Origin of the sequence: Pseudoalteromonas sp. A25 (genome assembly GCF_009176705.1) — a bacterium.
Classification (GTDB): domain Bacteria; phylum Pseudomonadota; class Gammaproteobacteria; order Enterobacterales; family Alteromonadaceae; genus Pseudoalteromonas.
In genome coordinates this window covers 2,237,421-2,261,498 of sequence record NZ_AP021846.1, presented here as the reverse complement: position 1 = coordinate 2,261,498, position 24,078 = coordinate 2,237,421, and the positions used below count along the sequence as shown (strand labels likewise).

Here is a 24,078-nt window from a genome sequence, read left to right as displayed (position 1 = left end):
TGGGTGACATATGGAAATTATTCAAGCTGATTCGATATCAACTTTGGATCGAGGGCTGTTATATGGCGATGGTTTTTTTACGACAGCGCAAGTTAAAAGCGGCGAAATCTTGCTATGGCAACTTCATAAAGAGCGCTTAAAACATTGCCAACAGCGTTTGTATTTCCCGTCGATAGATTGGTTGCATCTTGATGCTATCTGCAATGAAGCCTCTCAACATATCACCCATGGTGTTTTGAAAGTGATGATAACACGTGGCTCGGGCGGCAGGGGCTACTTACCCCCAAATGACGCTGTACCCAGTGTTGTAATTCAAACATCGGATTACCCAAAAAACTATAGTGACCTACAAAACCGTGGTTTACGTTTGCAATTTAGTAGCATAAAACTTGGTCATCAACCATTGCTGGCAGGGTTAAAAACGCTTAACCGCTTAGAACAAGTTTTAATCAAACACGATGCAGCAGAATACGACTGCGATGATGTATTGGTGTGCGATATACATGAACAGGTAATTGAAACGTCCATTGGAAATATCATCGGGGTCAAAGATGGTAAGGCGTTTACACCTAAGCTAGATAACTGTGGCATTGAGGGCGTATACCTGCGCCATCTAAGTGCATTAAATAAGATTGAAAGGATATCATTAACTCAAAAGGCACTGACCAAGTTAGATGCCTTATTTGTTTGTAATAGTTTACTCGGCTTAGTTTTTGTTGACTCGATTGGTGCATATCAGTTTGATCTTTCTCTTGCAAAACAGCTTAAAACTCAATTAGAGTCAGGCAAGTTATGATAAAAAGAATATTACTGACGGTTGTATTTTCGTTGTTGATAATTGGCGGGTTTCTGGTTTATCAACTCGATACCATACACAATGAACCGATTAACATAGATACTGATTTATACGAAGTAGAAGCAGGAGTGGGCTTTAACCGCCTTTGTAACGATTGGCAAAAGCGAGGGTATATTCGCTCATGTTTAAAATATCAGATTTACTCTAAATTTTTGCCGCGACAATTTCAGCTAAAAGCGGGAGTATATGAATTGCGCGGACTTAGAGTGCTAGAGGCCATAGCAAAAATACATCGTGGTGAGCAAAAGCAATTCGCTTTTACCATTATTGCAGGTGAGACGTTTGATGATGTTTTTCGTAAACTTGCGAAAAGTCCATATCTGACTGTTCCAGAGGATAAGCAGCAACTGCAGACAGCGCTAAAAATGGATACTTCTCCTGAGGGCTGGTTCTTACCTGAGACGTATCATTATGAAGCATATTCTAATGCTGCTTCTTTACTTATGCGAGCAAACCTAAAAATGCAAAAGGTATTAGCACAAGCATGGCAACAGCGAGTCAGCCAATTGCCGCTTGAGTCACCTTATCAAGCACTGATCCTCGCGTCTATTATCGAAAAAGAAACAGGCTATGCGCCAGAGCGAAATACCATAGCGTCGGTGTTCGTCAATCGATTGAATAAAAAGATGCGCTTGCAAACTGATCCAACAGTGATTTATGGTCTTGGAGAGACATTTGATGGAGATATAAAACGCAGCCATTTAAAGCAGTACACGCCTTACAATACTTATAGAATAAAGGGGTTGCCTCCAACACCTATCGCAATGCCTTCTGCTGATGCAATATATGCCGCTACGCAGCCAGCTGAAACTCCATTTTATTATTTTGTATCAAAAGGTGACGGGCAGCATCAGTTTTCAAAAAGCTTGCGAGAACATAATCAAGCGGTGCAAAAATATATTTTAAAGAGAAACAATGACAGCTAAATTTATCGTAATTGAGGGCTTAGAAGGTGCCGGAAAGTCAACAGCGATGGCAATATGCCAACAATTTTTACAGCAACACAAGGTTGACTTTGTACAAACTAGAGAGCCCGGTGGTACCGCATTGGCTGAGTCATTGCGAAGTCTCATAAAACAACAGCATGAAGAATTAGTAGCCAGTGAAACCGAGTTATTGTTGATGTATGCTGCAAGAGCACAGTTGTTGCACAATGTTATTCGACCTGCATTGACGCAAGGCAAGTGGGTGCTTGGGGATAGACATGATATGTCATCTCAAGCCTATCAAGGAGGTGGCCGAGGTTTGCCTGCGGATACGCTTAAAGCTTTGTCTAATATTGTGTTACAAGGACTTAAGCCTGACTTAACCATTTATTTAGATATTCCGCCGTCAGTGGGTCTAGCGCGCGCAAAAGGGCGTGGCGAATTAGATAGAATTGAATTAGAAGCTTTAAGCTTCTTTGAGCGAACTCGAGCACGATATTTACAATTGGCGCAAGCAGACGAGCAATGTGTCGTAATTAATGCGGATCAGACTATTGAAAAAGTGCATGCAGATATTTTAGTTGCGCTCGAGCAGTTTTATAAGCGAGTTAATGCCTGATGTATGTGTGGCATGAGCCAGTGTGGCAGCAATTAGTGCAAAGTCAACGTCAACAAAGGTTTCATCATGCGCAATTGTTACATGGTTTAGCTGGCGTTGGTAAACAAGCACTGGCGATAGAGCTTGCTCAAGCATTGTTGTGCGAGCATCATCAGCAGCTTGTTAGGTGTGGTGAGTGTAAAAGTTGTACGTTATTTGAAGCAAATACACACCCTGATTTGTTAATGATCACATCACAAGGTCAGAGTATATCGGTAGATGCAATAAGAGAGTTAGCGAGTTTTGTTCATCATTCGGCGCAACAAGGGGGCAATAAAGTTGCTGTGATTGTAAACGCGCATAAAATGACACACTCTGCGGCCAATGCACTGTTAAAAACGCTTGAGGAGCCTAATGTAGGGCGGTACCTGCTGTTGACATGCGATGATATAAGCCAGTTGTCGGCAACTATTTTAAGTCGTTGCGCTAAAGTACAAGTCGCTGTTGGTGATAAAAGGTTGGCAAGTGAGTGGTTGGTGGCACAGTTACCACAAGAAATCAGTTATCCTTGGTTAGCTGACTTTTCACAGCAGCCATTAATTGTTCAGCAGTGGTATTTAAATGAACAGTTAGCGCATATTGATACGCTTTACAAATTTGCATGTGATATTAAAGCAAGTCATAATTTTGCATCAGCGCAGAAAATACTGAGTGATTATCCAGACTTGGTTAATATATTATGTTTGTTCATTCAGAAACAACTAAAGGCCAAGTTAATAAATGGCCTTGCGTTGCAAGCGTATAATGAAGCACAAAACGCGTTGTATCAGTTTATGTCTGATAACACACAGGTATTGGGGTTGAACCAGCCTCTAGCGCTTAGTAAGTTAGTCAACACTTTAAAAAGTACTTTCAAATAGGATGTCCAGTGCAAGAATTGCTTATAGACCTTCAAGATTTAGATGAACTATATCGCTGTTACATGGCAACGTTAAAGCAAGGCGGTTTGTTTGTAAAAAGTAATGCGCGGTTTGAATTGGGACAGAGTGTAACTTTGCGAGTTACCTTACCTGACGAGCTTGAAGATCATCAAATTGTTGGAAAAGTTGTCTGGATAACGCCTCAAGGTGCGCAAAACTCAAATCCACCAGGCGCCGGTGTGAGTTTTGTTGAAGACCCTGATAGAGTTAATGACAGAATTATTAAGCAGTTGGGAACATCCCTAAACTCTGATAAACCCACCTACACCATGTAAGAGTAGTTATGATTGTAGATTCACATTGCCATTTAGATAGGCTTGATTTTGAAAAGCTTGGCCAACAGTTACCAGCGGTATTAGAGGCTGCACGTGCTAAGCAAGTTGAACACTTTTTATGTGTCAGCGTCACACTTGACCAGTTTCCCAGTATGCTTGATGCTATCAGCGAGTATGATGATGTTTCAGCATCATGCGGTGTTCACCCGCTAGATCAAAAAGATGTGTTAGATAAAGCAAGATTAAGTGCATTGGCGAACCACTCTAAAGTTGTCGCTATTGGTGAAACTGGCTTGGATTACTATTATTCTCAGGACACGCATAAAGTACAGCAAGATAGTTTTGTGGGCCATATAGAAGTGGCCAACGAACTTAATAAGCCCTTAATCATTCATACTCGCGATGCCAAAGCTGATACGATTAACTTGATGAAAGCGCATAATGCGCAAAATTGTGGTGGCGTACTGCATTGCTTTACAGAAGATTGGGCAATGGCAAAGCAAGCTTTAGATTTAGGGTTTTACATCTCTATTTCGGGCATTGTAACGTTTAAAAATGCAGTTGAGCTAAAAGAAGTGGTTAAACAAATTCCTTTAGATAGGTTATTGATTGAAACTGACTCTCCATACTTAGCACCTGTTCCTCATCGTGGTAAAACTAACCAACCAGCCTATGTTCAAGATGTTGCATATTATATTGCTAACTTAAAAGGTATTACTTACAAAGAACTAGCAAAATCTACCACCGATAACTTTTATAACCTATTTAGCCTGGCACTTCGCGCGGATGCAGTGCGCTAAAGCGTTACCTCAATTATTACTTGGCCCGATGCTTAGACGAGCTGAGCAGGGCCAAGTTTGCATACAACTGGTTACCAGTACTTATGGTAAGTTGTCTGCAGAGGTTTCTGGGTATCAGTGTCAAACTGAGCAAAAAACTTTTCGTTTAGGCACGCACTGTTTTTTTCACATTTTATTAGTGCGCCCTAACTCTGGGTTATTTGTTGCCGATACCGCGCTGGATTATCAGTTATTATTTGATGATAATGTTGTTGATCTTAGTGACTACACATACCCCTCTCAAGCTACTACACAGTGTATTGTTCCAAAACAATTGCAGCAGGTTTTGCACGGCTCATGTCGTAACCCACACCATCCAAGCAGAGACAGTCTGGTTGCTGCTGATACTTTAATTAATAACTGTAAGGAAACAGGAGTACTGTCGCCAAGCTTGCTGTTAATGTCGGGTGATCAGATTTATGCCGATGATGTTGCCGGTCCGATGTTGTTAGCGATTAGTCAGCTAATTGACTGCTTAGGTCTTTACAAAGAGCAGGCCCACATTACTGAACTACCTGAAGATATTCAGCAGCAGTTGTTTAATCGACATCAATTTTTGCCCAAGACTCCTTGGCAGGCGTGTCCAAAATACAGCTTCAGTTACTGGTTCAAGCGTGGCGAAGCCCATTTTACAAGTCTAAGTGCAGGCAACCATTTAATCTATTTTCAAGAGTTTGTTGCGTGCTATCTACTAAATTTTGGTGCGGCGTGTTGGCAACTGATTGATCGTGAAAAATTGATATATCAAGGCACCAATCCTAAGTTTGTTAAATCATTCACGGCTCAAGCAAAAGCGCTTGAGCAGTTCATTGAAGATTTACCTAAAGCTCAGCGGCTTTTTGCCAATGTCCCAACGCTTATGATGTTTGACGATCATGATGTGACAGATGATTGGAATTTGACTGCCCGATGGGAGCAGGCCATTGCTGAACATAAGAGTAGTCGAAGGATAATTAATAGCGGATTGTTGAGTTACTGGCTGTTTCAAGGGCTGGGTAATGACGCAATGCTTAATAGTGGCAGCTTATGTGCGGAATTTGAACGCAGCCTCGAGGTCGACAGTTGGCAATTTAAGTCGCTGGACAAAGCCATTAATCGTTTTTCGAGCTGGCACTATTGCTTAGACACCACCCCCAAAGTGGTTGTGATGGACACTCGCACGCATCGATGGCGAAACGAGCAAAACTTTAATGAACCCAGTGGTTTGCTTGACTGGGAAATGCTGATGGAATTGGAAGACACATTAGTTGATCATAAAGAAGTTATTTTGGTATCGCCAGCGCCAGTATTTGGTGTGAAATCAATTGAAGCGATTCAGTCTATTTTTAACTTCTTTGGCCAGCCATTATTGGTAGATGTTGAAAATTGGATGGCACATGAGGGTTCTGCACGTAAGCTACTCGAAATATTTAGACGCCCCGACACACCTAAAGAAACAATTATTTTATCGGGTGACGTGCATTATTCATTTTGTTTTTCTGTACAAAGCCGATTTGGTAAACATCATAATAGGATCTGGCAATTAACAGCATCAGGTATAAAAAATGAATTCCCAAAAAAGCTCATAAATCTTTTAGATAAGTTGGACTCAATTTTCTATGCCCCGTGGAGCCCCCTCAACTATTTTACAAAACGTTGGCATATGGAGGTAAATAAACATCCGTTACAATGCGACGCCGCGAAGCAGCCTTATTTGGTGTCAGATAGTGCCATTAGTTTGATCACCTTAGAGGAAGCCAAGCTTGTTCGCTACCAGTTACTTCATCCTGGCGGCAGAATTCAAGAGTTTTCATTGGATACCGATTAATAGCTAATTGCACAGTTAATGACTGTTGCTCAAAAATAGGTTTAGAGATTATAACCGCGCCTTTATAACTACTAACTATTTGCTATATTTAGTTAAAGCCCTCTGCCTTGTTTAGCCTATGCAATACAAATGGTGTCTGTACTTTGTATTTGTTGTCAATGTCGCGTTTGCTGTGCCTCAGTTTTCTGATACCGCGCAGATAATGCGCCACTATGACTACAACAGCGGTTTAAGCCAAGTAACTGTGACTGCGCTTGCACAAGACCAATATGGCTACATTTGGGCTGGGACTCAAGCTGGATTGAATCGGTTTGACGGCCATGAATTTATGCAGTTTAAGCCCAAACAGCAAGATAATAAAAGCTTAGCGGGTGGCTTTGTCACCGATTTGTGTATCAGTGCTGATAAAGTTTGGATAGGCACACGCACCGGTCTGAGTGTTTATCATAGTACCCACGGGCATTTTACCTCTTTTTTGTCTGAACAATATTCAGAAATCGCCTCTGATCGTGTTATTTCATTAGATTGTAACGGCCCAAATGTAGTTGTTTCACTTGAAGATAGTCACGTTTACCAGGTCAATCAAACTTCGTTGAAGCCGAGCAAAATAAGTTTGCCAGGACGCTTTATTCGTAATGTCGTTGAGCGCAGCGATGCATATTATTATTTAAGCGAACAAGGCTTGATGAAATATATTAAGCAATCGAGTGAAGCGGTACTTTTACTTGGGGGTGAGTATGAAAAAATGAGTTTTTCTGCACAGAGAGTGGTACTGATCAGTAAAATGCAACAGCTTGTTAATTACGACACGCTATATGAACGAGTGCTTTGGTCGAGAAGTTTTACGAGTGACTCGAATATTACATTACATAACGTTATCGTTAATGCCGATGAGGTGTTAGTTACTTCTAACAATGGCTTGTATTTACTAGATAGACAAGGCCATTTGATTAACCATTGGTATAAACGCAGTATGCAAACGAATGGTTTGTTGGATAATAATGTGATCACAGTGATGAGAGATACCAATCAAGATCTTTGGCTTGGTACTGAAACTCGAGGATTACATTTTTTGAGTCAGCTCAGTGAATCATTCGGACACGTGGGTCAATATAATTATCCGCATTCTCCTTTATCTAGTCCTGATATTCGTAGCTTTGCAATAGATAAACAGAACCGTCTGTGGTTTGGTACTTCAAGTGGACTGTTTATTTTTGACGGTAAAGGCTTTGAAGCTGCCTACAAACTATATCCATCGCTAGATTTGCTAGACAATAGCTTCATCACTCAGGTTTCGATTATGCAAGAGCAGCTGTGGGTAACAACCAGGGGAAATGGCGTTGTAAAATATGATTTTGTAAGCACTCGCTTAGACCACCTAAAGCCTGACTTTGGCAATGGCCCAGAGCTGACATTTAACAGTATGTTGCAATTTAATGATGAGCTGTTGATCAGCTCTAGAACCTCTGGGTTATTAAAATATGTGGCCGATAAAAATACATTAGAGCCATACTTTCACCCTTCAATTCAAGCGCCTAGTCACATTTCTTCCATGAAAAACATAGCCGGAACACTGTGGTTTGGCTCGATTGGTAATGGCTTATACCGTTTTAAGGACGGCAGGTTAGAAAATGTATCGACGCAGGACGGTTTGATCTCAGATATCGTATTTATGATAGAACAAGATCAGTATGAAAGAGTATGGATAGCGAGTGAGTTAGGCATTTCGATAGTAAATAGTGAATTTGAAGTTGAGCGCACGATTAATCAAGAAAACGGCTTAGTAAATACAGCAATTTGGGCGTTGGTTTTTGATGGTTTTGATCATATGTGGGTAGGGAGTAGTGGAGGGTTAAGCCAAGTTCATACTGCAAATTATTCAATTCATAACTTCTCTCCAATTGATGGCATTCAAGATAATGAATTTAATTACAACGCAGCATGGCTGGCACCTGACGGACGAGTGTTTGTTGGCGGTGCTAAAGGGTTCAATCAATTTTATCCACAAAAAGTTGATATCGATAAAGCTGAGAAACCATTACTGATTAGTCATATAGAGTTACTAGGCAAACCTTTGTTACCAAGCTTTGATGGACATTTACGTACTTCTGCGGAGTTGGCGGATGAGTTGCATCTTGCTCATGATGAAAATATTGTTTCCTTACAATACTCGAGCTTGGATTATGGCTCAGATCAACAGCAGTTTTACTATCGCGTGCTAGGACTAAGTAATAAGTGGTTAAAGCTTGCATCCGGCGTCAGACAAGTAAATTTACTGCGTTTAGAGCCTGGTGAGTATGTTGTAGAAGCTTATACTTTAAATCGTTTTAATGTTCGCTCTCCAACACACCGTTTTGCCATTAAAGTGAATGCCCCGTGGTGGTGGAACCAACACTCAAAAGCCCTCTATATTTTGATTGTGTTGTTAACGGTACTGCTTGTTGTAAGAGCTCGGCAAAAGCGTTATCAACAAGTGATCCAAGCAAATAAAAAGATGCAAGATTTGCAGCAGCGCTTGGAGTTATCTCTTTGGGCTAGCGGTGACGAACTATGGGATTGGCATATTACAAATAGCACTATTTACCGCCATAGTGTATCTCCTCGGGTCGATTATGGCATTACTCAAACTCGTATGACTATGGGTGATATTGGACAGTTTGTGCATCCTAGTGATAGTGCTTTTTTGAAAGAAAAAGTTGAGGCTTGCATTGCAGGAGATGCGCAAAGCTACGAACTAGCGATTAGGGTTAAAGACTTAGAAGGTAATTGGGCATGGGTATTAGATAGGGGAAAAGTGGTAAAAAGGGACGATACAGGTCAAGCGATACGTATTGCTGGTGCTTTGAAAGACATTGCGCAACTAAAAGAACATGAAAATGCCTTACAAGCGCTTAATGAACAGCTAGAAATTAAAGTAGCGATGAGAACAGATGAGCTTTATAAGAAAAATCAAAAGCTTGAACAGGCCATGATGGAGTTGAAGCATACACAAGATGAGTTAATAGAAAGTGAAAAAATGGCGTCGTTAGGGGGGTTAGTTGCTGGAATAGCACATGAGATCAATACTCCACTGGGGGTTGCACTAACAGCTTTGACGTACAATGAAGAGAGCATGAAAAAGGTTGCTAATAAGTTAAAAAGTAAAACACTGAGTCAAAAGGATTTAATCAAGTCACTCGAAGAGCAAGGGGAAGGGTACCAATTAATATTTCGAAATCTAGATCGAGCACAAAACTTGATTGGTAATTTTAAACAAGTGGCGGTTGACCAATCGAGTGAGGTTTGCAGAAAAATTAACTTAAAATCTTATGTTGAAGATATATTCACCTCACTTGCGCCGTTAACTAAAGGTAAGAGTATAGAAATCCAAGTTAAAGGAAGTGAAGGCATTGAGTTAATGACATATGCTGGAGCTATTTACCAAGTATTGACCAATTTGCTTAACAATTCAGTGATCCATGGTTTCGAAAATAAGGCCTCAGGTATAGTTGAAGTTGAACTGCAGAATGATGATCAGTATTGGTATATAAATTATCAAGATAATGGTGTTGGTATGTCGCAAGAAATGCTTAAGAGTATTTTTGACCCATTTGTTACCTCAAAAAGGAGTCAGGGCGGATGTGGATTAGGAATGCATATTGTCTATAATTTGGTTACTCAACTTCTAAAAGGCGAGATACGTTGTTTTTCTGAGCAAGGAAAGGGTATTAAAGTGACCATTAAGGTGCCAATCCAAGATACAGAACTTGAAGAGGATTGACACCGAACTTTATTAGTACTGATAACTGATGTGCTGGAAAAACCTAACGTTCACGTCTTGCTTTTCTGGGTTAACACGTAATTTATCTGCAAAAGCGTGGATAGCGCTCTCTACACTATTCATAAAGCGCCCATAACCCATATCTTTTTTGTTTGATGCATGTGCAACGATAACAAAGTTCATGGTGTCGACTAGTTTGTCGCTTTCCCATATTGAAGATGTTTGTACTTTATCGCTTTCGGTATCAAAGCTCAGTTTTTGCAACTCACTATTGGCGCTGTTTTTATCAATTTGACTGTTCCTAACAAGGGGTAATCGACCATCGGCAACAAATGCACATAGTGACAGTTGTTTGTCAGCACAGCTAGATAAAAAAGCATCTTCAATGGCACTATAAAATAGGCTGTAGTCACCCTGCTTGATAAGGTGCTGATATTCAGTCTTAAGTGCGCGTGTTACAGGCAAACTGAAAGTCGCATAAGTCATTTCAGAGTGAGCATCTGGTAGGTGACAATTCCTTGCTTGATAACGTGGATATAAACTTCTCAGCTTATAGCCATAGCTTTCTTTATTGCCTTTGGCCTTTGCAAAAATATCGTAAGTTAAGTGCTGGTGATCTCTCACTCTTAATTCATTACTAGAGATATTTTTGTTCGTTTCAAGTAGTGCGTCGAGTGTGCGCTTTACTCGTGAGTGAAAGTTAGCTGCATTCGCCCTAATATCGCTACCCGTAGCCAAAAATAACAAAGATATCTTACGGGCCTTGATGTTTTCATCCCAGTACGATTTGTGTGCTTCATGATATTTAGGGTTGTAAAAAAACAGCATTTGTTTTGGTGTTTGTAAGCAATATGATTCCTCATGAAAGCGCACGATAGGCAGTTTATCATTTGCGATCATGTGTACATTATGTAGCTCATACTCATCGCACAGAGCAAATAACTGACGAGATAATCGCTCGTAACAGCTTTGCACGTCATCAAAGCAAGCATAAAATTGCTCTGCTGGTTTAAATTCTGCGAGAATATACTGGTTGTTTCGCGCATTGGTTGGAATATAGACGCGGTTGAGTGTCATAGAAGCCATATATAGTTGTCCTTGGATTACATCACTTTATGTGCTCAACTATAAAACAGTTTTGTTGCTTTTTTATTGCGATAGAACAAAAAGTGTCATGAAATTTTAAAGTCAGGCACTATCTCAGTGACCTATTCAAATAATTCTTCCCCTGTAGTACAGGATTTGCTGTAAGTTCACGTTGGATTTTGTAATAATGCCGAAGTTATTCAGTGCTAATTTCAGAGGAATGCATGCCCATGGCGGAAACAGAAAATCGCCCAACAAATTTTATTAGAACAATTATCGACGCTGATTTGGCCAGTGGTAAGCACCAGCAGACGCATACGCGTTTTCCACCAGAGCCAAATGGCTTTTTACATATTGGCCATGCGAAATCAATTTGCCTAAACTTTGGTATTGCACAAGACTACCAAGGTCTTTGTAACTTACGTTTTGATGATACAAACCCAGAAAAAGAAGATATCAATTACGTTAAATCAATCCAAGAAGACGTCAGTTGGTTAGGGTTTAAGTGGGATGGTGACATTTGCTATTCGTCAAACTACTTTGATCAGTTACACGCTTATGCAGTTGAGTTAATAGAGAAGGGCTTGGCTTATGTTTGTTTTCTATCACCAGAACAAGCACGTGAATACCGCGGTACTTTAACTGAGCCAGGTAAGAACAGTCCTTACAGAGACACTCCAGTGGAAGAAAACCTAGCGTTATTTGCAAAAATGCGTAATGGTGAGTTTAAGGAAGGTGAATGCGTATTGCGTGCCAAAATTGATATGGCTAGCTCATTTATGGTGCTGCGCGATCCAATCATATATCGTATCCGCTTTGCACATCACCATCAAACCGGTGATAAGTGGTGCATTTACCCGATGTACGATTTCACGCATTGTATTTCAGATGCATTAGAAGGTATTACACATTCACTTTGCACGCTAGAGTTCCAGGATAACCGTCGTTTATATGACTGGGTATTAGATAATATAAGCATTGAGTGCCACCCTCAGCAGATCGAGTTTTCCCGTCTTAACTTAGAGTATACGGTGATGTCAAAGCGTAAGCTTAACGACCTGGTAGTTAACGGGCAAGTTGAAGGCTGGGATGACCCACGTATGCCGACTATTGCTGGTTTACGTCGTCGTGGTTACACGCCAGCGTCAATTCGTGAATTTTGTAAGCGTATTGGTATTACAAAGCAAGATAACATGGTCGAAATGGGTATGTTAGAAGCTTGTATCCGTGATGATTTAAATGAAAACGCGCCGCGCGCAATGGCTGTACTTGATCCGATTAAAGTTGTAATAGAAAACTATGAAGAAAATAAAGTAGAGCAGCTTGTTGCGCCAAATCATCCAACGGATGAATCAATGGGAACGCGCGAGTTACCGTTCACCAAAGAGTTGTATATTGAACGTGAAGACTTCCGCGTTGAAGCGAATAAGAAGTTTAAGCGTTTGGTCTTAGGTAAAGAGGTGCGCTTGCGTAATGCTTATGTGATCAAGGCTGAGCGTTTCGATGAGGATGAACAAGGTAATATTACGACTATCTACTGTACATACGATGATGAAACGTTAGGTAAAAATCCAAGCGACGGTCGTAAAGTCAAAGGTGTTATTCATTGGGTAAGTGCAACGCATTGTGTTGAAGCGCAAGTTCGTCAGTATGATCGTTTGTTTAGTGTGCCAAACCCCGCTGCGGCTGAAGATTTTACACAAACGCTAAACCCAGAGTCACTGGTTGTGATAGCTGCGGCAAAGCTTGAGCCATCACTGGCACAGGCTAAATCAGAACAAGGCTTCCAGTTTGAGCGCATGGGCTATTATTGTCGCGATAATAAGTCGAGCGAATTGGTGTTTAACCAAACTGTCGGTTTGAGAGATTCTTGGGCAAAAATCGAAAACGCTTAAGCAGACAACTATAAAAGGCCGAGTTATTCGGCCTTTTTCGTTAGCGAAAGACATAATGAAAAATCTAGCTTCCGACAAGCAAAGCGCAAAATCCATCCATAATTTTTACATTAATGAGCAGCAATCTATCTATTTGCTGTCACATCACGATGCCAAAAAGCATCGTCAGTGGCTTAGTATTTGTAAAAAACAACTTTCAATGCTCGGTTATACCAATGTAGAGATTATCGGGTCGGGTGCATTTGGATTTGTGTTTGCTGGCATCAGTCCAGATGCACAACAATGGGTATTTAAGTTTTCACGAATTACTTTATCTCAGGCAATTCGCGATAGGTTGGAAGATGAAGCCTACATGCTATCGCAAATTCGAAACCCTATGGTGCCTAAATTTTTTGCTTTTGAACGAGTGAAAAAGCAGGGGATCTTAATGATGGAGCGCGCGCCCGGTGAAGATTTAGAAAAAATCTCTCTTAAACATGGCCGCTTTTATCCCGATGAGCTAATCGCTTTAGCGCTTAAGCTACGCAATGTATTGCGAGACTTGCGATCTCATCGAAACGGGATGTCTCCCCAACCTATCGTGCATGGTGACATTAAGCCATCAAATATCGTGTGGGATGAAAAAACAAAAAACTTCTCGCTGGTGGACTGGGGAAGCTCAGTGTATGCGCAAATTGATGAACATGGTGAACCTGTAGCAAGTAACATCATGGATCTCATGTCTTCAGACATATCGAGCACGAATGCCAGAATGGGCGATGTATACTTCATTGGTGATGAACAAATGTCTGGCGCGCAATCTTCGCCTCGTTTCGATGAGCAAGGAGTTGCTTCTACAATTTACGCTCTTGCTAGTGCACAGTCTTGCCGCTTTGGCTCACAGGTTATTCCTGCAAAAAGCTTAGGGTTGCCCAAAGAGTTTGCCTCCGTGATCGATGCGATGTTGAGCAAAGACAAACAAACACGAGACCAAGCGGGCGACTACTTTATGCGTAATATGCCTGCGATGGCTCGGGCATATTTACCTCGTTTGACACGAAAAGAGACCAAGGCAAACATTCCATTTTGGGTTAGTAATACTGATGAGCAACCTGACACGGTTGTGTACAGCTCCCGAAAAGAGTTTTTGCGCAGAGCGGATAGTAAGCAACAACTGCATGATGTTAATGATGCGCAATTAGATAGATACTACAAAGAGTTTTTGTTTGATACCGGCGATGTTGAAAAAGCGTTTTTAGCCTCAATTAGTCGGTTGGCAAAGTATCCAGTGGTAGGGGGCTTGAGCTTTCACTGGAAAGAACATTCCTTGTATATTGAATCAAGTCTCATTCTACATGACAGCCAGTTACAAACCGCTTTGACCGATGCAATCAATGCCACCGTTATGTTAGCCCAAGGTATTACTCAAAAAGGGCTCTTTAAATGTTGTTTATTTGATGCTCGTCAGACCATCCAATTAGAAAGGGATGATACAGGCGCATTTATTTTTGAGAAGTTGCCAGAACTTTGTTACTCAGTTGTGGATGTGTCTAGTAATGAACTCACTCGTCCGCACAGTTATTTCGAAGATGGTAAAGACCCTGATGAGCAGTTACAGTTACCAAAGAGTATTATTAAATGCGTTTTTGAGCTTAACCAAATTCATCACACGGGTTGTATCATTTTTGAGTCGCTCGAGAACCGCTTAAAAATACACCACTACTACCGTTTGCTGGATGCTAGTAAAGAAGTGCAGTTTAAAGAACTGCTTAGCCGTATTATGCAATATGCTATGAGTATTGAAGATGTAGGGGTTGCTGGCTTTATGAAATTGCCATATAAAAATACTCGAGAGTTTAATTTATGCGAGCAGCAGCCTGAGCATTACTATCCAAAAAATCCCAAAGAGATAGCGCTTGGTCAAAAGTAACGCTACGTAAGTTGAATTATTTACCATTGCACAGTTCTATATTTTTATTCACAGTAATTGTCATTCTATCAATAGGTGAGCAAGGAAATGGACAAACAACAAGTACAAGATATTTTAACAATGAGCTGGAGTATTCACGATGATGTTGAACAAGCGATACTCAAGCACCCAGCTGGGGTGAACGATGCTGATTGGCCACAGAAGCAGCGTTTGTTGCTTGCCGACATGGCACTGCATTTGTTACAAACTGCGCTTAAACCCGGTGAGCTGCAAAAAGATAAGCTTAAAAATAACTTAAATGCTATTTTAACGCTAAGCGATGGATTTATTGAGCACGTTGATTTAAAAGCAGTTTCTGACTCGTTATATCAAAAAGAGCTTGAGCATGAGTCGTAAGATAAAGTTAGCCCCACAAATTCATGATGAGCTGGTAGTGCAAACCCAGCAGTATTGTTTGGATAATAATGGACTCGATTTAGCGCAGTTTGATGCTGCATTTATGGTCGACTTTTTTATCGAGCAAATTGGCAAACAAATTTATAATCAAGCGCTCGATGACGCAAAAGCTCATCTGGAGCAGCACTTTGACGCATTAAGTGACAGACTTTACGAATTGGAAAAATACTAAGCTCTGCTAATATTTGATTAATTGATATTAAGCAACTGGAGAGTCGTATATGGAAATACCAAAATCTCTACATGATGTACTTGGAGAACAACAGAGTAAGTCTGCGCTGTATGCTATCGCGATTTTTACGCTTGTAGGCTCTGTACTTATCTTCTATTTAATGCATTATCAGATGCCAGAGCACACATATTCGTGGTGGCAGTATGCGCTTGGAGAATTAATCATTATAGATATAGTGGCCGGTGCAGCTGCTAATTTTACGCGAGGTACGAACCAATATTATGCTCGAAGTGCGAAATCTCGGTGGATATTTATTGTAATTCATATCCACTTACTCGCGGTAGCTGTGTTATTTGAGCAATCTCTATTGCAAGCTGTTTATATTTGGACTTACGTGATCGTAAGCGCATGTGTTTTGAACTTGTTATTTCGGCATTCTCTACAGCGGTCTATTGCTATGTTGGTGGTTTTTACTGGCTTAGTATTAATTTTTAGTTTGGGCCTACCATGGTGGTATCAATTAGTTGCAGGATTATTTTTAGTTAAAGTTTGTTACGCGTTTTCGGTGGATCATTACTATACAAAAAATCCGACTTAAGCCGGATTTTTTGTATCGATACTTTTATTCGTCAGGCCGATACGTTTTTTTCATGATGTAGACGTAAGCGTTAACAAAGGCATTTTCTTGATACTTTTTTAAACCGGTGTCTTCAAAATCGATTGGCAATGGGTTTCGTTTCAACTGCTCTTTGACCTCAGTGCTTGATAGCAGGCGTACATCGATCCCTTCAATTAGTTGAATGGCTGCTTCCATTTTAAAGCCTGTGGCACTGCCCGCAAACTTGCCCTTAGGTGCACGTTGACGAATGGCAACAGAGTCGACTTGATAATCCGCCAGTAACTTTTCAAAATCGAATTGAAATTTGCGCATCTGCTCTGTATCTTGTCCCACATTTGCTAGGGTGAAGCGAGTTTGGCGAATATCTCTGATATCAAAAACGTCATCTTCTTTAGTCAGCAAGCACAGTAACACTTCGCTACCGGTGATCTCAACACCACATGTTCTCATTATTTGTTTCCAATTTATTGTGTTATCGGCAAATTATAGCAATGTCACACTCAAAGCTAAAGCTTACACCTTAATCTCAATAGCGATAGCACTGTGATCTGAGTAGCGAATATCTTCTTCATCTCTTTGTGGGTCTAAATGTGCGTCGAAATTGCGGTAAAAAACCGACTTAACGTCATTAGAATGCTTGTTAGGGTTAAAATGCTCTGAGGTAAGAATATAATCGAGAATATTTCCTGCGCCTTGATAGTAATGTGTCGCGGGTTTACTCTCGAAAGTATGTGCATTATCTGAAATAGTAAAGCTATCGAATAATCCAACACTGTCAAACTGCTTTAGTTCATTAACTTGGGCGGGAAAATCTTGAGTTAAAAACGACAGTGCAGGGCTATTGATATTGTCGTTGAAATCACCCATAACCAGTGTTGCACAGTTTTGCTCTCGTTGTGTTTTCAATGCATCATAATAGATGATTGAGGCTTCAAGTGAGCGAGATATTTGCGACTGCATAGCGCCAACAGTTTGTTGCAGCATAAGTAGCAACGGATCATCCTGCGATTGCTCTGAAAACATATGTGCCATTGATAGCACACGCTGTGACTTGAGGTGTACCGCATAACAGATAATATCTCCAATTCCCTCTAATTCGATTTGGCACTTCACCGGAGTGCGATTAAAGCGAAATTGCTGTTGATTGTTTAAATACTCCAGTATTTCCGGACAAGGCTCTAAAGCTGAAACTTGTTTGAAAGGCACTTTAGAGGCAATCGCAACTACTGGGTTGAATAACACGTTGGGGTAAATTGCATCAGCCAGAGGTGTATCTACAGTTGCGAAATAATTGAGCCCCAAGTTGTGACACAATGATTTCAACACATCAATACTAAATACTTCTTGAAATGCGATTACCGTTGGGTCAATGTGTTCAATGAGCCCGGTGATAAATTGCGTTTTGGACTGCCACTGAGATTCGCTGTATAGCTCATGAGGTTGATAAAAAGAATACGGCGGTGCGACAAAGTTAAGTAAGTTCAAAGAAGCAAAGCAATAGCGAGTTTGTTTAGTCATGTTTTAACCTTGTATAATGCACTAAGGTGTATAAATTTAATAATTTATGTATCAATTTTAGTCTTTCCCTTGAATTTCGTCACGTGCACAGTCAAAATACCGTTCGGTTTGGAAGTCCCCAAGCACACGGTATGCTAAATCGCTGCCGGCGCCAATGCTTATTCGTAAAAGCGTTGTTGGGCATTCATTATTTATATTAATTAATTTAGTACACGTGATGCATTGTAGGTATCACCACTGTAAATAGGATTTATCATGCCAATTATTACGCTTCCTGACGGCAGTCAGCGTGTCTTTGAAAACCCAGTTTCAACTTTACAAGTTGCTCAAGATATTGGACCAGGCCTTGCAAAAGCAACTATTGCTGGCCGGGTAAATGGTGTGCGTGTTGATGCGTGCGATATCATCAGCGAAGATGCAAACTTAGAAATCATTACAGCGAAAGATGAAGATGGTTTAGAGATCATCCGCCACTCTTGTGCTCACCTTATCGGTCATGCGATCAAGCAATTGTTCCCTGAAGTTAAAATGGCAATTGGTCCAACTATCGACAATGGGTTTTATTACGATATTGACCTAGAGCATTCATTGACACAAGAAGACCTAGATGCCATTGAAAAGCGCATGCTAGAGCTTGCAAAAACGAATTATGATGTTGTTAAGAAAACTGTTTCTTGGCAAGAAGCACGCGACGCTTTTGAAGCGCGTGGTGAAACTTATAAAATTGAGATCTTAGACGAAAATATCAGCAAAGATGATAAACCTGGTCTTTATCATCATGAAGAATACGTTGATATGTGTCGTGGTCCGCATGTGCCTAACATGAAGTTCTGTCAGCATTTTAAAATAATGAAAGTGGCAGGTGCATACTGGCGTGGTAACTCTGAAAACAAGATGTTACAGCGTATTTACGGTACAGCATGGGCAGATAAAAAACAGCTTAAAGCTTACTTGAAGCGTCTTGAAGAAGCTGAAAAGCGTGATCACCGTAAAATTGGTAAAGCACTTGATCTTTGGCATTGGCAAGAAGAAGCGCCTGGCATGGTGTTTTGGCACAATGACGGTTGGAGTATCTACCGCGAGTTAGAAGATTTTGTTCGTGAAAAGTTACGAGAGTACGACTACGAAGAAGTAAAAGGTCCGATGATGATGGACCGAGCGCTTTGGGAAAAGTCAGGTCACTGGGACAAGTATGCAGATGCGATGTTTACCACTGAATCTGAAAAGCGCGAATATGCAATTAAGCCAATGAATTGCCCCGGTCATGTACAGATATTTAACCAAGGTTTGAAATCTTACCGCGATTTACCGCTGCGTATGGCCGAGTTTGGGTGTTGTCACCGTAATGAGCCATCTGGTGCATTGCACGGCTTGATGCGTGTAAGAGGTTTTACACAAGATGATGCGCACGTGTTCTGTACTGAAGAACAGATCATGGATGAAGTCTCATCATGTATTAAGATGGTTTATGACACATACGAAACCTTTGGGTTTGAAAAAATAGTTGTAAAACTGTCTACGCGCCCAGAAAAACGTATTGGTGAAGACCAAATGTGGGATAAGGCAGAGCTTGCGCTTGCTGAGGCACTTAAAGCTAACAACATTGAGTTTGAGTATTTACCGGGTGAAGGGGCGTTCTATGGTCCTAAAATTGAATTTACTTTGTATGATTGCTTAGAGCGTGCGTGGCAGTGTGGTACAGTACAGCTAGACTTTGCATTGCCTGGTCGTTTAGGTGCAACTTACGTAGCGGAAAATAACGAACGTAAAACACCTGTCATGATCCACCGTGCAATTTTAGGTTCGATTGAGCGTTTTATTGGTATTCTAACTGAAGAGTATGCGGGTCTATTCCCAACTTGGTTAGCACCAAAACAGGTGGTGATAATGAATATCACCGACAAACAGGCTGATTACGTGCATGAAATTGTACAAAAGTTAAATAAACTTGGAATTAGAGCCTGTGCTGACTTGAGAAATGAGAAGATTGGCTTTAAAATTCGAGAGCATACTTTAAAACGTATACCTTACCTACTTGTTGTTGGCGATAAAGAAGTTGAACAGCAAGAAGTAGCAGTGAGAACGCGCAAAGGTGAAGACCTTGGCAAGTTCTCTGTCGAAGATTTTATCGCTAAGATCAGTGAAGAAATTAAACATCGACAATAATAAACCTGCGTGTGGCATTAAAAACAAGATGACCACACGCAACAATTTTGATTTTCTTGGAGGAACGTACCATTAGAGGCGGAAAAAAAGGGCAAACTACAGCTCAAAAAAATCGTATCAATGAAGAAATAACTGCGAAAGAAGTTCGCTTATCTGGCGTAGAAGGTCAGGAAGCGGCCATTATGTCGTTGAAAGAAGCTCAAGCGATTGCTGATGAAGCCGGGGTGGATCTAGTAGAGATTAGTCCTAATGCTGAACCTCCTGTCTGTAAGGTGATGGACTACGGTAAGTTCCTTTTTGAAAAAGCAAAATTACAAAAAGAACAAAAGAAAAAGCAAAAGCAGATCCAAATTAAAGAGATCAAGTTCCGTCCAGGCACAGATGAAGGTGACTACCAAGTTAAGCTACGTAGCCTTAGAAAATTCTTAGAAGCGGGCGACAAGGCTAAAATCACAATTCGTTTTCGTGGTCGTGAAATGGCTCACCAAGAAATTGGTATCGAATTACTTAACCGTGTTAAAACTGACTTAGAAGATTTAGCTGTTGTTGAATCTTTCCCTAATCGAGTTGAAGGGCGTCAGATGGTTATGATGATGTCACCTATTGCTAAAAAGTAATAAACACGGCATAATGCGCGCGAATTTAATACAGGTTTAAAGTGCCTTGGTGCCACCTGTATTAACCGGTTTTAAAGAAAGGGTAGTACCTTCACCGGATTTGGTTGTAAGTTAGGCCTTCAAAGCGATGGTAACGTCCGCCTACTTACATTGGTTAAAAGCAATACATTTGGAGTTATTGCAATGGCTTATAAGCTAAAATCACACAGAGGCGCAGCGAAGCGTTTCAAAAAGACTGCTTCAGGCGGTTATAAGCGTAAACAGTCGCACTTACGTCACATTCTGACTAAAAAGTCTTCTAAGCGTAAACTTCACTTACGTGCTAAGTCTATGGTTCACAAAAACGACATTGGTCTTATCGACCGTATGTTACCATTTGCTTAATAGGGGATATCAGAAATGGCAAGAGTTAAACGCGGTGTTATCGCACGTGCACGTCACAAAAAAGTATTAAAGCAAGCTAAAGGTTACTACGGAGCACGTTCACGTGTTTATCGCGTAGCTTTCCAAGCAGTAACTAAAGCAGGTCAATACGCATACCGTGACCGTCGCGCTAAGAAACGTACTTTCCGTCAATTATGGATTGCGCGTATCAATGCTGCAGCACGTCAAAACGGCCTTTCTTACAGCCGTTTCATCGATGGTCTTAAAAAGTCATCTGTTGAAATCGATCGTAAGATCCTAGCGGATATCGCAGTATATGACCAAGTAGCTTTCGCAGCACTAGTTGCTAAAGCGAAAGACGGTCTAGCTGCTTAATAAGCGCTAAAAGCTTATCCCTAAAAAAGGAGCCTATGGCTCCTTTTTTTGATCTCAGTAGAAATACTAATTCATTCAACGATTTTTAATTAATACTTTGTCTAACCAACGAGTGCTCAGCATTCGTTTTAAATAGCCCATAAAGTAAGTTGGGAAAGTGACATAATATCGGGGCTTGGCTCTTTTCGCAGTTAAAGCGTGGAGGAGCTTTTTATACACGGCTTCTGGTCCTAGTGTAAAAGGTTGTGGCGATGTTTCGGCTTCTAATCGTTTCAGTTGTGCATTGTAGTCTTGTTCGTGAGGGCTTGATGGAATATCAATGTTATTTACAAACGCATGTTTTGCATTCTCTCTAAACTTTGAGGTGATTGGGCCTGGTTCTATCAGACTAATTTGGATGTTGGTGTTTTGAAGCTCCATTCGCATAGTATCGGTTAAACCTTCGAGTGCGAATTTGCTTGCATTGTATGCACCACGAAATGGCAAGGCGACGAGGCCTAGCACCGATGAATTATGAATAATGCGGCCACTGCCATGTTGGCGCATGTGTTTTACCGCGAGGTTTGTTAGTGTATGCCACGAGAACAGGTTAACTTCAAATTGTTGGCGTAATGCTTCAGTCGGCAGGTCTTCTACTGCACCGGGTTGACCGTATGCACCATTGTTAAAAAGTGCATCGAGCCTGCCATTACAAAGTTCGAGAGCTTCGTTGAAGCCGCGCACAATATTTGACTCATCACTCAAGTCAATTTGAACGCACTGTAGGCCTTCATCTCTGAGTCTTCCTACATCTGACACTTTTCGACATGATGCAATTACATTGAATCCTGCTTTTTTAAGGGCATGAGCACAATAATATCCAATGCCCGTTGAACATCCAGTAATAAGAATTGATTTTGTCATAAACGCCTTCACGGACAGTGTATTGTCCTATTTGTTGTAAGTTATGTTATTAGCTGCATATTTTTGTTGAATCACCGCACATTGTAAGATGTAAACTAAAATATTGATATAATTGCGCTATCTAAGCTGAAAATTGAGAAATTCAAATGATAGCAAGCATGATTATGTTAACAGCAGGCTTGTCATTAAACGCTCATCTACCTCCGTTAATTCCATGGCAAGGAAAAAGTGAGCAGTTAATGCAAACAAAAGGCCCTTTGACAACTTACTTTGAGTTGAGCGAAGGGGCGGACTCACCAGATTATCAACAAACAATGGCGTTTGTTGAACGGTTAGTTGCTGCCAATCCAACTCAATTTAAGGCGGTTGATATCGGTTTTAGCCGCTCTGGAAGAGCAATAAAAATGTTGATTGCCTCGGAGCAGAGCCAATTTTCAGCGTCCATGTTGAAAAATAATAATAAACCAACGCTACTGATCCAAGCTGGTATCCACGCAGGTGAAATTGACGGCAAAGATGCTGCTTTTATGATGCTTCGAGATATCGCCTTGGGCAAACGTCGTGATCTGCTTAGTAAAGTCAACATTTTGTTTATTCCAATTTTGAATGTCGATGGTCATGAAAGACGTAGTCGGTATAACCGAATAAACCAGCGTGGGCCGGTTGAAATGGGCTTTAGAACCAATGCTAACAACTTGAATCTCAATCGAGATTACACCAAGCTTGATACGCCTGAAGTAAGCGCTGTATTAAAAGTGATTGAGCAATATGCGCCTCAACTTTATTTAGATGTGCATGTGACGGATGGTGCTGATTATCAATATGATATTACGTATGGGTTTACTCCTGAATTTGCCAGTGAGTCACCTGCCATCGCGCGAGTGCTTGAGTCTAAAATTAAGCCCATGATTGATGGTCAACTGAGTGAACATGGGCATATTCCAGGGCCGCTCGTGTTTGCGATGGATAAAAGAGATTTTAAAAAGGGGATTGCAGGTTGGGTAGCTGGTCCAAGGTTTTCAAATGGGTGGGGAGATTTGGCTGGGGTGCCAACTATTTTGGTTGAAAACCACTCATTGAAGCCTTATAAGCAGCGTGTTTTGGGTACTTACGTGCTATACGATGGTTTAATTTCTGCGCTGTCTGAGCACCATAGAGAGCTTGAAGAAGCCATTGCCTATGAGCAGAGTCAAGTTCCAAAACAATTAGTAGTTAAAAGAAACTATGCTGAAAAACCTGATTTTATTACCTTCAAAGGTGTTGCTTACAAACATTTTGACAGTGCTATTTCAGGGCAAAAAGAAGCAAAGTATTTAGGCAAGGCCCTTGATTACGAAGCGCTGCCGATATTCTGGCAAAAAGACATCGCGCTTAAAGTGGATGTTCCTGAGTATTTTTACATTCCCCCAGCTTACCCACATATTATTGAAAATCTAAAGATACATGGGATTGAGGTACAAAAGATCGGCGGCCAGTTAAAAAACAATGCAAAATTAAAACAAGCTCTCGTAGAGCAACATGACTTTGCTAAACAGCCTTTTGAAGGGCGCTTTCGAGTAGATGCATCGTTTCGCCTTGTGGCAGTTGACGATGTCGATTTAGCTGGATGGTATAAAGTGCCTACACAGCAAGCGCGTGGAGAATTGGCTACACACCTGTTGCACCCGCAAGCACCTGACTCGTTTTTTAGTTGGGGGGAGTTTAATACGATTTTTCAACGCACGGAGTATGTTGAAAATTATGCATTAGAACCTTTTGCCCGTTCTATGTTAAAAGAGAATCCTGCAATGGCGTTAGAGTTTGACCGTAAAATACGCGAAGATAAAACGTTTGCGAGTGACCCAAAGGCGCGTATGGAATGGCTTTATGCACAGACACCTTATTATGATAATGCATATTTAAAGTATCCGATTCTTATGTCGTTTAAGGAGCAATAG

General features: G+C 40.9%; 22 protein-coding genes. 18 read left to right on the top strand and 4 right to left on the bottom strand.

Annotation, left to right across the window (positions count from 1 at the left end; translation table 11 throughout):
- Positions 1–10 precede the first annotated feature (10 nt).
- From pabC to GDK41_RS09525, 8 genes are all read left to right on the top strand, one after another.
- Positions 11–796: an aminodeoxychorismate lyase gene (pabC, locus tag GDK41_RS09560; RefSeq protein WP_152086197.1), complete on the top strand. Its 786-nt coding sequence runs from the start codon at positions 11–13 to the stop codon at positions 794–796.
- A complete protein-coding gene (gene mltG / locus GDK41_RS09555) occupies positions 793–1,782 on the top strand; it encodes an endolytic transglycosylase MltG (protein WP_152086196.1) in 990 nt (329 codons plus the stop codon). Before pabC ends, mltG begins: the two co-directional genes overlap by 4 nt.
- Positions 1,772–2,401, top strand: a complete 630-nt coding sequence (gene tmk, locus GDK41_RS09550) for a dTMP kinase (RefSeq protein ID WP_152086195.1) — start codon at positions 1,772–1,774, stop codon at positions 2,399–2,401. The genes mltG and tmk overlap by 11 nt, the downstream gene beginning before the upstream one ends.
- Positions 2,398–3,300 (top strand): DNA polymerase III subunit delta', encoded by a 903-nt coding sequence (gene holB, locus GDK41_RS09545; RefSeq protein WP_442960209.1) that lies wholly within the window; start codon positions 2,398–2,400, stop codon positions 3,298–3,300. Before tmk ends, holB begins: the two co-directional genes overlap by 4 nt.
- A gap of 8 nt (positions 3,301–3,308) precedes the next feature.
- Positions 3,309–3,635, top strand: coding sequence for a PilZ domain-containing protein (locus GDK41_RS09540; RefSeq protein WP_152086193.1), 327 nt, complete (start codon positions 3,309–3,311; stop codon positions 3,633–3,635).
- A gap of 8 nt (positions 3,636–3,643) precedes the next feature.
- A complete protein-coding gene (locus tag GDK41_RS09535) occupies positions 3,644–4,435 on the top strand; it encodes a TatD family hydrolase (protein WP_152086192.1) in 792 nt (263 codons plus the stop codon).
- On the top strand, positions 4,422–6,281 hold the full coding sequence (locus GDK41_RS09530) for an alkaline phosphatase D family protein (protein ID WP_152086191.1): 1,860 nt from the start codon (positions 4,422–4,424) through the stop codon (positions 6,279–6,281). Before GDK41_RS09535 ends, GDK41_RS09530 begins: the two co-directional genes overlap by 14 nt.
- Before the next feature lie 118 nt (positions 6,282–6,399).
- Positions 6,400–10,041, top strand: coding sequence for a sensor histidine kinase (locus GDK41_RS09525; protein ID WP_152086190.1), 3,642 nt, complete (start codon positions 6,400–6,402; stop codon positions 10,039–10,041).
- Between the two features lie 12 nt (positions 10,042–10,053).
- Here the strand turns inward: GDK41_RS09525 and GDK41_RS09520 are convergent, their stop codons facing one another.
- Positions 10,054–11,127: a DUF3083 family protein gene (locus tag GDK41_RS09520; protein ID WP_152086189.1), complete on the bottom strand. Its 1,074-nt coding sequence runs from the start codon at positions 11,125–11,127 to the stop codon at positions 10,054–10,056.
- Positions 11,128–11,357: 230 nt separating this feature from the next.
- Between GDK41_RS09520 and glnS the strand changes: the two genes are divergently transcribed.
- The 5 genes from glnS (at position 11,358) to GDK41_RS09495 (ending at position 16,157) form a co-directional block, all read left to right on the top strand.
- Positions 11,358–13,022, top strand: coding sequence for a glutamine--tRNA ligase (gene glnS, locus GDK41_RS09515; RefSeq protein WP_152086188.1), 1,665 nt, complete (start codon positions 11,358–11,360; stop codon positions 13,020–13,022).
- A 55-nt stretch (positions 13,023–13,077) separates the two neighbouring features.
- On the top strand, positions 13,078–14,931 hold the full coding sequence (locus GDK41_RS09510) for a protein kinase domain-containing protein (RefSeq protein WP_152086187.1): 1,854 nt from the start codon (positions 13,078–13,080) through the stop codon (positions 14,929–14,931).
- 87 nt (positions 14,932–15,018) lie between these two features.
- Positions 15,019–15,327 carry a hypothetical protein gene (locus tag GDK41_RS09505; RefSeq protein WP_152086186.1) on the top strand — a complete coding sequence of 103 codons (309 nt, stop codon included), beginning with the start codon at positions 15,019–15,021 and terminating at the stop codon, positions 15,325–15,327.
- Positions 15,317–15,559: a DUF2164 domain-containing protein gene (locus GDK41_RS09500; protein ID WP_152086185.1), complete on the top strand. Its 243-nt coding sequence runs from the start codon at positions 15,317–15,319 to the stop codon at positions 15,557–15,559. Before GDK41_RS09505 ends, GDK41_RS09500 begins: the two co-directional genes overlap by 11 nt.
- Positions 15,560–15,608: 49 nt before the next feature.
- Positions 15,609–16,157: a hypothetical protein gene (locus GDK41_RS09495; RefSeq protein WP_152086184.1), complete on the top strand. Its 549-nt coding sequence runs from the start codon at positions 15,609–15,611 to the stop codon at positions 16,155–16,157.
- A gap of 24 nt (positions 16,158–16,181) precedes the next feature.
- Here the strand turns inward: GDK41_RS09495 and GDK41_RS09490 are convergent, their stop codons facing one another.
- A complete protein-coding gene (locus GDK41_RS09490) occupies positions 16,182–16,628 on the bottom strand; it encodes a DUF3010 family protein (protein ID WP_152086183.1) in 447 nt (148 codons plus the stop codon).
- A gap of 63 nt (positions 16,629–16,691) precedes the next feature.
- On the bottom strand, positions 16,692–17,696 hold the full coding sequence (locus tag GDK41_RS09485; RefSeq protein ID WP_152086182.1) for an endonuclease/exonuclease/phosphatase family protein: 1,005 nt from the start codon (positions 17,694–17,696) through the stop codon (positions 16,692–16,694).
- Between the two features lie 255 nt (positions 17,697–17,951).
- Here GDK41_RS09485 and thrS point away from each other — a divergent pair, with 255 nt between their 5' ends.
- The 4 genes from thrS to rplT all read left to right on the top strand — a co-directional run bounded on the left by thrS (position 17,952) and on the right by rplT (position 21,238).
- Positions 17,952–19,862 (top strand): threonine--tRNA ligase, encoded by a 1,911-nt coding sequence (thrS, locus tag GDK41_RS09480; protein WP_152086181.1) that lies wholly within the window; start codon positions 17,952–17,954, stop codon positions 19,860–19,862.
- A gap of 56 nt (positions 19,863–19,918) precedes the next feature.
- Positions 19,919–20,479 (top strand): translation initiation factor IF-3, encoded by a 561-nt coding sequence (gene infC, locus GDK41_RS09475; RefSeq protein ID WP_152086180.1) that lies wholly within the window; start codon positions 19,919–19,921, stop codon positions 20,477–20,479.
- Between the two features lie 183 nt (positions 20,480–20,662).
- Positions 20,663–20,863: a 50S ribosomal protein L35 gene (gene rpmI, locus GDK41_RS09470; protein ID WP_070985175.1), complete on the top strand. Its 201-nt coding sequence runs from the start codon at positions 20,663–20,665 to the stop codon at positions 20,861–20,863.
- Positions 20,864–20,878: 15 nt separating this feature from the next.
- On the top strand, positions 20,879–21,238 hold the full coding sequence (gene rplT / locus GDK41_RS09465) for a 50S ribosomal protein L20 (protein WP_152086179.1): 360 nt from the start codon (positions 20,879–20,881) through the stop codon (positions 21,236–21,238).
- A gap of 75 nt (positions 21,239–21,313) precedes the next feature.
- Here the strand turns inward: rplT and GDK41_RS09460 are convergent, their stop codons facing one another.
- Positions 21,314–22,141, bottom strand: coding sequence for an SDR family oxidoreductase (locus GDK41_RS09460; protein ID WP_152086178.1), 828 nt, complete (start codon positions 22,139–22,141; stop codon positions 21,314–21,316).
- A 146-nt stretch (positions 22,142–22,287) separates the two neighbouring features.
- Here GDK41_RS09460 and GDK41_RS09455 point away from each other — a divergent pair, with 146 nt between their 5' ends.
- Positions 22,288–24,078: a M14 family metallopeptidase gene (locus GDK41_RS09455; RefSeq protein WP_152086177.1), complete on the top strand. Its 1,791-nt coding sequence runs from the start codon at positions 22,288–22,290 to the stop codon at positions 24,076–24,078.

Bases quoted from the DNA above. Each gene is read 5' to 3' on its own strand.
- pabC (WP_152086197.1), top strand. From the start codon at position 11: ATGGAAATTATTCAAGCTGATTCGATATCAACTTTGGATCGAGGGCTG.
- mltG (WP_152086196.1), top strand. From the start codon at position 793: ATGATAAAAAGAATATTACTGACGGTTGTATTTTCGTTGTTGATAATT.
- tmk (WP_152086195.1), top strand. From the start codon at position 1,772: ATGACAGCTAAATTTATCGTAATTGAGGGCTTAGAAGGTGCCGGAAAG.
- GDK41_RS09535 (WP_152086192.1), top strand. From the start codon at position 3,644: ATGATTGTAGATTCACATTGCCATTTAGATAGGCTTGATTTTGAAAAG.
- GDK41_RS09530 (WP_152086191.1), top strand. From the start codon at position 4,422: ATGCAGTGCGCTAAAGCGTTACCTCAATTATTACTTGGCCCGATGCTT.
- GDK41_RS09525 (WP_152086190.1), top strand. From the start codon at position 6,400: ATGCAATACAAATGGTGTCTGTACTTTGTATTTGTTGTCAATGTCGCG.
- GDK41_RS09520 (WP_152086189.1), bottom strand. From the start codon at position 11,127: ATGGCTTCTATGACACTCAACCGCGTCTATATTCCAACCAATGCGCGA.
- glnS (WP_152086188.1), top strand. From the start codon at position 11,358: ATGGCGGAAACAGAAAATCGCCCAACAAATTTTATTAGAACAATTATC.
- GDK41_RS09510 (WP_152086187.1), top strand. From the start codon at position 13,078: ATGAAAAATCTAGCTTCCGACAAGCAAAGCGCAAAATCCATCCATAAT.
- GDK41_RS09505 (WP_152086186.1), top strand. From the start codon at position 15,019: ATGGACAAACAACAAGTACAAGATATTTTAACAATGAGCTGGAGTATT.
- GDK41_RS09500 (WP_152086185.1), top strand. From the start codon at position 15,317: ATGAGTCGTAAGATAAAGTTAGCCCCACAAATTCATGATGAGCTGGTA.
- GDK41_RS09495 (WP_152086184.1), top strand. From the start codon at position 15,609: ATGGAAATACCAAAATCTCTACATGATGTACTTGGAGAACAACAGAGT.
- GDK41_RS09490 (WP_152086183.1), bottom strand. From the start codon at position 16,628: ATGAGAACATGTGGTGTTGAGATCACCGGTAGCGAAGTGTTACTGTGC.
- GDK41_RS09485 (WP_152086182.1), bottom strand. From the start codon at position 17,696: ATGACTAAACAAACTCGCTATTGCTTTGCTTCTTTGAACTTACTTAAC.
- thrS (WP_152086181.1), top strand. From the start codon at position 17,952: ATGCCAATTATTACGCTTCCTGACGGCAGTCAGCGTGTCTTTGAAAAC.
- rpmI (WP_070985175.1), top strand. From the start codon at position 20,663: ATGGCTTATAAGCTAAAATCACACAGAGGCGCAGCGAAGCGTTTCAAA.
- rplT (WP_152086179.1), top strand. From the start codon at position 20,879: ATGGCAAGAGTTAAACGCGGTGTTATCGCACGTGCACGTCACAAAAAA.
- GDK41_RS09460 (WP_152086178.1), bottom strand. From the start codon at position 22,141: ATGACAAAATCAATTCTTATTACTGGATGTTCAACGGGCATTGGATAT.
- GDK41_RS09455 (WP_152086177.1), top strand. From the start codon at position 22,288: ATGATAGCAAGCATGATTATGTTAACAGCAGGCTTGTCATTAAACGCT.